The sequence below is a fragment of the Edaphobacter sp. genome (genome assembly GCF_035532915.1).
Taxonomy (GTDB): domain Bacteria; phylum Acidobacteriota; class Terriglobia; order Terriglobales; family Acidobacteriaceae; genus Edaphobacter.
Genome location: NZ_DATKQC010000119.1, coordinates 1 through 8805, shown reverse-complemented (window position 1 = coordinate 8805; position 8805 = coordinate 1). Strand labels below are relative to the sequence as shown.

The window sequence follows — 8805 nt, the reverse complement described above, 5'->3', positions numbered from 1 at the left end:
GCGGTGAGATTACCTCGCTGTTTGTCAGCGAAAACCTGAGCGACCGCACCGCCTCTGCCGAAGGCACCACCGCCTTTCTGCAGGCCCAGCTTGCCGACGCCAAGCGAAACCTCGACGACCAGGACTCCAAGGTGGCCCGCTTTCAGGAGCAGTTCGCTGGCCGGCTTCCCGGTGAAGAAGCGACCAACATGAATATGTTGAGCAGCCTCAACACCCAGTTGGACGCAGCCACCCAGGCGCTCGCCCGTCTGGAGCAGGACAAGAGCTATGAAGAGGCGATGCTGGCCCAGCAGACCGCTGCCCAGAGTTCAACCGCCTCAAGCGGAGGCATAGCTCCCCAGGCCCAGCAGACCGAGTTGGATTCGCTTCTCAACCAGGAGGCAGCGCTGACTGCCCAGTACACCGACGAATATCCCGATGTCGTTGCCGTCCGTCGCAAGATCAAGGACCTGCGGGCTCAGATGGCAAAGGCCCCAGCTCCCGCGAAGACTCCATCGGTCTCTGCCCCCAACACCCACGATTCGCTGAGCGTGCAGCAGCTCCGCGCCCAGCTTCGCGCCGTCGAACAGGGAATCGCGCAGAAGAAGCGCGACCAGGCCCAGGTACAAAACCAGATCCGCTCTTATCAAGGACGCATCGAGTCCACTCCGGCCGTGCAGGAGCAGTTCAAAAACATCACCCGCGATCACGCTACTGCCCAACAGTTCTATGATGATCTCCTCAACAAGATGAACCTTGCCAAAATGGGAACAGATCTCGAGAAACGGCAGCAGGGCGAGAACTTCAAGGTCATGGATGCGCCCAATCTCCCTGAAGCGCCAACCTTCCCCAATCGGCTTATCTTCGCGCTTGGCGGGCTCGTCGGCGGAATTGTGATCGGCCTTGCGATTGTGGCACTGATCGAGTATCGTGACACCGCAGTCCGTACTGAGCGCGACATTTGGGCATTTACCAAGCTGCCGACGCTGGCCGTCATCGGCTACACCGGCGAAGAGGAGCCCGCTCCGACCAAACGCCGATGGCCGTTTCGCCGTCAGCGCGGTCTTGCAGCGGACCCCAAGCCGCTCGTGAATGCAGGGAGCTGATCATGTACAAGAGCTTCTACAAGCTGCAAGCCAGCCCCTTCGGCACCAGTCCCGACCCGCGCTTCCTCTACATGATGCCGCACACCCGGGAGGCCCTGGCCTGCCTGGAGTACGGCATCTCCGCCCGCAAGGGCTTTACCGTACTCACCGGAGAGGTCGGCACCGGCAAGACCACCTTGCTGCGCCGCGCCCTTACCTCCTTCAGCGGACGGCGCGTGTCCACTTCATTCGTCTTCAACCCGCGCCTCGACACCCTGGACTTCCTCGAGTTTGTGCTCACTGACTTCGGCATCACCCCGGCTGCACGCACCAAGTCCGGCATGCTGCTTCAGCTCAACCGCTGGCTCATCGAGCGCTTTCGCATGGAAGAGACCTGCGTCGTCGTTGTGGACGAGGCTCAGAACCTCTCCTGGGATCTGCTCGAAGAGATTCGTCTGCTTACCAACCTCGAAACCTCGTCGGAGAAGCTGCTTCAGATCGTCCTCTCCGGCCAGCCCGAGCTTGAAGAGAAGCTTCGCCATCCCAGCGTCCGCCAGCTTCGCCAGCGCGTCTCGCTCTGGTGCCGCACCCAGTCGCTCACCGAGAGCCAGACCCGCGCCTACGTGGCCGAGCGTCTCCGCATTGCCGGCGCGTCCTGGCCCATCTTCACGCAGGAGGCGCTCAGCCTCATCCACCGCTTCAGCCGCGGCATTCCACGCATCATCAATCTGCTCTGCGAACACTCGCTGATCGTGGGCTACGTCGAGCAGTCGCAAGAGATTACTCCTGCCATCGTCGAAGGCGTCGCAGTCGAACTCGAGCTGGAGACGCAGCCATTTCTTATCTCCTCCGCGGCCATGGGCGGCGGAGGCATGTCGTCGCTCTCCGCATCCGGCGATGCCCCCAACTTCAGCACAGCTTTTAACGGTGACCCCACGGGAAGGCAAGATCGATGAGCCGCATTTACGAAGCACTCCAGAAAGCAGAGTCCGAGCGCGCTCTGGACAAACGCGACCGCGAGCCGCGAACCCCAGAACAGGTAGCCGCACCCACCCCTCCGTCCGATTTCGAGCCGCTCGCGCAAACCGTGGTTGCCGAAGCGGAATACGAGGCGCCTGCTCCAGCCGCGCCCGTGCGTCCGCGTTACGCTGCCCCGGCTGCCGCCACCGCCACGAATGCGCCGCTCGATCTCAGCAAGATCGAAAGGCGTCCCTGGAGCCCGGCCTTCGCGCAGCTTCCTTCTCTCCTGCATCGCGGTTCTGCCGTCGAGCAATTCCGTAGCCTTCGCTCGCGAATCTTCGAGCTGCGCGACGTGAGCCCGCTTAAGTCGATCCTTGTCAGCAGCGGCATGCCGCAGGAGGGCAAGAGCTTCATCTCAGTCAACCTGGCCTTCAGTCTCGCGCGCCACAAGAACAGCAAGGTCCTGCTGATCGACGGCGACATGCGTCGCTACACCATGCATCAGATTCTCGGCTGCGAATCGCAACCCGGCCTTGCCGACTACCTGGCAGGAAAAGCTGGCATCGTCGAAATTATGCAGCGTGCCGAGGAGATGCCACCCACCGATTCCTCAAATCAGCCGGCAATGCCCAATCTCACTTTTATCGCGGGAGGCAACGGCGGAGATAAGGCCGCGGACCTCTCCGGCAGCCCACGCTTTGGGGACCTCATTCGCCAGGCCTCTCCCTACTTCGACTGGATTATCGTCGACTCGTCGCCCGTTCTTCCCGTCTCCGATGCCGTCAACCTCGCTCGTTTCTGCGATGGCGTCCTTCTTGTCGCTCGGGGCGGAGTCACGAAGTTCCCCATCGCGCAGCGCGCCCAGAGCGAGTTGAAGGCCGCGAAGGTCCTCGGTTTCGTCCTCAACGCGGTCCATGAGCCTCCTCAAGTCGGCGACTATTATGGCTACGATTCCACCAATGAGTAACAAACGTGGAACTTCACGAAGAAATTATTTGATATTCGCGCGTACGACCTCGATCTTGCCGTATTTTGGATGCAACCCACCAGGTGACCTCGTCTGCGCTGTGAACAGGGCACTCTGGAGCAAATGAAGGGGTGGGCTCTATCCCCTGGGGTATGCTCTCTTATGTCGTTGTAATTCGCCAAAGTCTGATCGAATCTGGAGGAAGGTGTGATCCAGCTTGAGTCAGCCATGGAGAAATATTGATGTCGTCCATGGTTCCCGGCCTGAAACAGAGCACTGGTAAGAGAGAGCAATGATTCGCCTATTCAACGTTTATTACCCAACGCGCACCATCGTTCTGCTGTTGTGCGAGGCGCTGATTATCGGCGGTTCCTTTCTGTTGGCAACGGTGCTGATCGCGGGGCCGGACTCCTATCTGGTCCTCAACTTCGAGTATGGTTGGGTCAAGATCGCCGTCCTCATTATCCTCACGCTTCTGATCTCCTACTACTTCGACCTCTACGAGCCGCAGCGCATCTCCGAGAGCTGGGAGATTTACTTTCGCCTTCTGCTCGTTCTGGGCTTCCTCTCGTTTCTGCTCTCCGGCGTCATCTATCTCTTTCCTGCGTTTGACATAGCTCACTCCGTCCTGTTGCTCGGCCTCGTCTTTCTTACCTTCGCACTGGTGGTTTGGCGCGGCGTTTACGAATGGCTTATCGGCAGAGATGCCTTTCGCGAGAGGGTCTACGTTCTCGGAGCCGGCGAGCGCGCCCGCATGGTCGTCAATCTACTGCAGAATCGCAGAGACGCGGGAATGGAGGTTGTCGGCTGCGACGGCTTTGCCGACGATAAGGCTCATCGGCATGAGGTCTTCAGCGCGGCCCTGGCCGATATCGATGGCTCGGGGCATCACATTGACCGCCTGGTCGTAGCGCTTGAGGATCGCCGCGGCGGCCTCCCCATGCGCGAACTGCTCAAGCTGCGCTTCAACGGCGTCGTCATCGAAGAGGCAGGTGCGCTGCTGGAGCGGTTGACCGGCAAGCTCTACCTCGACGGTCTCCGTCCCAGTAACTTCATCTACAGCGAGGGTTTTCGCGTAAAGCCCTCGCAGCAGATCGCCCGCCGCATCGTCTCCACCCTGACCGCCGCCATCGGCCTGCTCCTCTTCCTTCCGTTCTTTCCCTTCGTCGTTCTGATGGTCCGCATGTCTTCACCCGGCCCCATCTTCTTCCGGCAGACGCGCGTCGGCATGGGCGGCCGCAATTTTTCCGTCTATAAATTCCGCACCATGCGCACCGATGCCGAGGCTGCCGGTGCCAAGTGGGCCACCAAGAACGATCCTCGCGTCACCCGCGTCGGCATGTTCATGCGCAAGACCCGGCTCGACGAGGTCCCCCAGCTCTGGAACGTTCTGCGCGGCGACATGGGCTTCGTCGGTCCCCGGCCCGAGCGGCCTGAGTTCGTTCCCTGGCTTTCCGAGCAGATCCCTTACTTCGACCTGCGCCACATGATCCGCCCCGGCCTCACCGGCTGGGCGCAGGTTCGCTACGGCTATGGCGCCACCCTGGCCCAAAGCCGCGAGAAGCTGGAGTTCGATCTCTACTACATCAAGCACATGACCCTGGGGCTCGATCTGCTCATCATGTTCGAGACCGTCAAGACCATCATTCGCCGTCAGGGCGCCCAGTAGAGTCTGTAAACCTCTGCAAACAACAAAACCCCGGCCAAAGCCGGGGTTTTGAAACGAGGAAACGTACTAGTAGATCCTGCTACGTGACGCGAGCGCCGGTTTGAGCGATCTCTCCGAGGTCTTCTTCACCAGCCCGGGAATCCGCAGAGGCCGGGGTGGAACCTCCGGCATCCCTGCCTCGCTCAGCTTGTAGAGAAGAGACCGATAGCTGATTTGAAGCCACTTAGCGGTCTTCTGGCGGTTCCAGCTATTCTCCTGCAAGACCTTCAAGATGATTTGCCGCTCGAGATCCTGGGTTGCTTTCTTGGTAATGTTCTTGAGCGAAACCGGCTCGCTCAGGTCGATCTCGGTGGTGATTCCGCTGCGCGGCGTCTCCGGCATCAGCTCCGCAACCAGCGCATCCTCACTCCCAATCAGGACGTAGCTCCGGATCAGGTTCTCCAGCTGACGGATATTTCCCGGCCAGTGATAGTTCTGCATCAACCGTACGGCGCTCTTGGAGAGTAATTCCGGTGCATGGTGGAAAACTTTTGCATAGTGATCGATGAAGTAGTCGATCAGGACGGGCAGGTCGGCGATTCGCTGCCGCAAAGGCGGCAGATTGATCGTTACTGCATTGATTCTAAAGAGAAAATCGAGGCGGAACGTACCGTCTTCTACCTGATTGCGAAGGTCGCAGTTCGCTGCAGAGACCAACCGCGTCGTAATCGAACGCGGATCATGCCCTCCAACCCGCGTAAACGTCCCATCTTGAAGGACTTGCAGCAGCTTGGCCTGGACCGCGAGATCGAGGCTTCCAACTTCGTCGAGGAACAGCGTTCCCATGTGTGCTTGTTCCACCCGGCCCTGTTTGGTCGACATGGCTCCGGTAAAGGCGCCTTTTTCGTATCCGAACAGCTCGGTTTCAAGCAGGGAATGAGGGATTGCGGGGCAACTTACCTTAACCAGGGAACCACTGGCGCGCTTGGAGAGAGCATGGAGCAGGCGAACGCAAACTTCTTTGCCTGTACCACTTTCTCCTTGAATAAGAACAGGGACATCAGTTTCTGCTACTCGTTCCAACTTATTTCGGACGGCCTGCATGGCTGCCGTCCTCCCAAAAATAATGTCGAGTGGCGGCAGATTGAGAGCGGCAACGGATTCAGCGTGGTGAATCAAGATTATTTTTCCTATCGAGGTGCAGAGAGCAGAGTGATGCAATGCCAGTGATGTAGCACGTCGATAGCCAATCAGCTCAAGGAGATGGAGGCATCTCGCTCTTTCCGCCTCAAACTAAGCCGAGCGAAGAGTAGGCCGTCGTCGTTTGGCAACGTAATCCCATATTCATCAGCTTTTGCCGAGTCACAGTGAAAATGTTTACCAAAGTAATCTGCAAAAAAATGACATTTTCTCCTCTTCAGTCGTGTTGGTTGCATAGTAAGCTAGACGTGTTCCGAGAAGAGAAATGGAAAAGCTTTATCTCTTTTGTCAGCAAAGTTGTTAACATTTTTTCTGTTGTGATTTTCTTAAGGACGATCTAGGATTCGCGCACCAGGGGCCGTCAGTAGTTTGACGGAAATAGATCGAAGGTAAGTTGGACTCGGGTAAGGAACGTCTCGAGTTCACGAGCATCGCGAGATTTGGTGATGAGACCAAATCTGCGACAAGAGGTTTTTGGCATGGCAACTTCGCTGTTACATCCGGTTTCTGCCTCGAAGTCCACTGCGAAGTCGCGGGCCCAGATTCTCATTCTGGAGCCGGATCTGGCGGTTCTTGACTATCTCCGGTCGACGCTTGGGAATAAATATGTCCTGAGCCTGTTCTCGGAAGAGCAGACCCTGCTGGACAGGCTGGAGCACCAGGAGGAACCCGACCTTCTTCTGCTGGCGCTGCATAGCAATCGTGATTCGCTCCCGCTGTTGACTCAGATTCGTTGCTCCAAGCCGCATCTTCCCGTCATTGTGCTCTCCGGCTCGTCCGAGCTGCGTGACATCGAGACCGTCATCCGACTGGGAGTGAAGGCGATCGTCATGAAGCCGTTTGTCGGCTGTGACGTAGAAGCGACCATTGAAGAGCACCTCGCCTCCGCGGACAAGAAGACGTCGGCAGACACGCCTCGCGAGATTCCCCTGAACGAGACCCACTCCTTCGTTCGCTCGAGCAAACGCATGCGCGATCTGGAGTCGCAGGCAGCCCTGGTAGCCCGGGCTGACATCCCTCTTCTTATTCTTGGAGAGAGCGGTACAGGCAAAGAGATCCTCGCGCTCTACACCCACATGATGTCGGCGCGGAGCCAGCATATCTTCCTGAAGGTCAACTGTGCCGCGGTGCCGGCCGAGCTGCTCGAAAGTGAGCTCTTCGGCTACGAGCAGGGCGCGTTCACCGGCGCCATCAAGACCAAGCCGGGAAAATTTGAAGTCTGCACCGGCGGAACGATCTTTCTCGACGAAATTGGAGAGATGCCCGCGATTCTGCAGGCCAAGTTGTTGCAGGTACTACAGGATGGAACGTTTTCGCGTCTTGGCAGCCGCTCTCCGATGAAGGTGGACGTCCGCGTGATCGCGGCAACCAATATCAATATGAAAGAGGCGATGGCGCAGAAGACCTTCCGCGAAGATCTGTACTATCGCCTGAACGGCTTCACGCTGAACATCCCCCCGCTGCGCGAGCGCAGGGAGGAGATTCCTGTGCTTTCCGAGTACTTTATGCGCAAGGGAGCCAAGAGATATGGCCGGGATGAGCTTTCCTTCTCGCCGCGGCTGATGAACGCATTGACCGAGCATGTATGGCCCGGAAACCTGCGCGAACTGGAAAATGTCGTCAACCGCTATCTTGTCCTCGGAGATGAGCGGGCGATTCTTGACGAGCTTTCGCCTTCGAGCGGTGGCCAGTCCGCTGCCGGTTCTGCCGCAGAGTCATCAAATGGAACGGGGCTGAAGGCTCTTGTTCGCGGCCTGAAGGGTGACGCGGAGGCGACCGCAATCGCCCGCGTGCTTGAGGGAACGGGATGGAACCGGAAAGCCGCGGCCAGCGACCTTCAGATCAGCTACAAGGCTTTGCTCTACAAAATTAAGCAGTACGATCTTTCTCCCCGGGGTCAGGTTTAGTGGCGCAGCGTGCGGATGGGGAAGCAGCGGATACACATCGGATCGTCGTTCGGTATGAAGACCGAACGGTGTGTGGTTTTGCGGATGTAACTGATCTGGGGTCGGTTGAGGAGCTGCTGCATGGTACGCAGGAGTCCTCTCTGGATACAATTCGACTGCGTCTGCTGGACTCGCAGACCGTCGAAGAGGTTCCCACGAAAGATGCCAAAGCCGTCTTTTTCGTCAAAACCTTTGAGGGCGACCTCAAGCATCGGGCTCTGCACTTTCATGGGCATGCCCCGGTTCTGGATGGCCTGTGGGTGCGCGTCTATTTTCATGACAGCGAGATGATCGAGGGCATCGTCAGCAATAACTCCGACTTTGTCCTGCAGGATGGCTTCTTTTTGATGCCCACCGACCCCAATGGCAACAACAAGCTGGTCTATGTCCTGAAGGGCCGCCTCAAGGACTTCCACGTGTTGGGACTGCGGAATCCCTCCAAGAGCCTCCACAAGGCCTAAGCGCACGGTGCTTTGTGGCGGGACCGAGGTTCATTCCCGCCCTCCCGCTCCCCTGTAACCAATTTCCTGTTGAGTGATCCTATGGCATGGCAAATACAGCCAATGCCTCTCTCTGAAGAGGGGTGATCCCTTCTGCTATGCAGGACGAGCCTACGCCCGGGAGAATGCCCCAACATGGAAAGCCGATTACGCGCGAGCAAACCGAGAGCCAGCGATCTCCTCTTCGATCTTTCGGATCAATTCCAACTTGGCCGCTGGGCTCCGATTCCCTTGCGTCTGATCGTGGGCTACGGCTTCATGGAGCATGGCTTCGCCAAGTTAAGCAAAGGCCCTGAAGCATTCGCCACAATATTGCACGTGATCGGCGTACCGTCGCCCCACCTGATGGCGTGGGCCACAATTTTGATCGAGGTGTTCGGCGGACTGGCGGTGCTGCTGGGCGCGTTCGTCACCCTGGCCAGCCTGCCAATGGCTGCCCTTCTGATCGTGGCGATCTTTACCGTGCATCTTCGCTACGGCTTCAGCTCGATCAAGCTGATAGCTGTACCCGCGGCGGGGG

General features: G+C 58.3%; 9 protein-coding genes. 8 read left to right on the top strand and 1 reads right to left on the bottom strand.

Annotation, left to right across the window (positions count from 1 at the left end):
• From VMU57_RS05980 to VMU57_RS05965, 4 genes are all read left to right on the top strand, one after another.
• The coding region (locus tag VMU57_RS05980; protein WP_325381719.1) for a lipopolysaccharide biosynthesis protein at positions 1-1085 on the top strand (1085 nt) is incomplete at its 5' end.
• 2 nt (positions 1086-1087) lie between these two features.
• Complete coding sequence (locus VMU57_RS05975; protein ID WP_325381718.1) at positions 1088-2020, top strand: ExeA family protein; 933 nt, start codon at positions 1088-1090, stop codon at positions 2018-2020.
• Positions 2017-2991 (top strand): CpsD/CapB family tyrosine-protein kinase, encoded by a 975-nt coding sequence (locus VMU57_RS05970; RefSeq protein WP_325381717.1) that lies wholly within the window; start codon positions 2017-2019, stop codon positions 2989-2991. The genes VMU57_RS05975 and VMU57_RS05970 overlap by 4 nt, the downstream gene beginning before the upstream one ends.
• Before the next feature lie 292 nt (positions 2992-3283).
• A complete protein-coding gene (locus VMU57_RS05965) occupies positions 3284-4660 on the top strand; it encodes a TIGR03013 family XrtA/PEP-CTERM system glycosyltransferase (RefSeq protein ID WP_325381716.1) in 1377 nt (458 codons plus the stop codon).
• 66 nt (positions 4661-4726) lie between these two features.
• On the opposite strand, the gene VMU57_RS05960 is transcribed toward VMU57_RS05965, so the two are convergent.
• On the bottom strand, positions 4727-5743 hold the full coding sequence (locus VMU57_RS05960; protein ID WP_325381720.1) for a sigma-54 dependent transcriptional regulator: 1017 nt from the start codon (positions 5741-5743) through the stop codon (positions 4727-4729).
• Between VMU57_RS05960 and VMU57_RS05955 the strand changes: the two genes are divergently transcribed.
• The 4 genes from VMU57_RS05955 to VMU57_RS05940 all read left to right on the top strand — a co-directional run.
• Positions 5636-5869, top strand: a complete 234-nt coding sequence (locus tag VMU57_RS05955) for a hypothetical protein (RefSeq protein WP_325381721.1) — start codon at positions 5636-5638, stop codon at positions 5867-5869. The genes VMU57_RS05960 and VMU57_RS05955 overlap by 108 nt on opposite strands.
• Positions 5870-6318: 449 nt before the next feature.
• Positions 6319-7746 (top strand): sigma-54 dependent transcriptional regulator, encoded by a 1428-nt coding sequence (locus tag VMU57_RS05950; protein WP_325381715.1) that lies wholly within the window; start codon positions 6319-6321, stop codon positions 7744-7746.
• Positions 7746-8246, top strand: coding sequence for a DUF6982 domain-containing protein (locus VMU57_RS05945; RefSeq protein WP_414648608.1), 501 nt, complete (start codon positions 7746-7748; stop codon positions 8244-8246). Before VMU57_RS05950 ends, VMU57_RS05945 begins: the two co-directional genes overlap by 1 nt.
• 174 nt (positions 8247-8420) lie before the next feature.
• Positions 8421-8805 (top strand): DoxX family protein (locus tag VMU57_RS05940; RefSeq protein WP_325381713.1); only part of this gene is annotated, 385 nt, incomplete at its 3' end.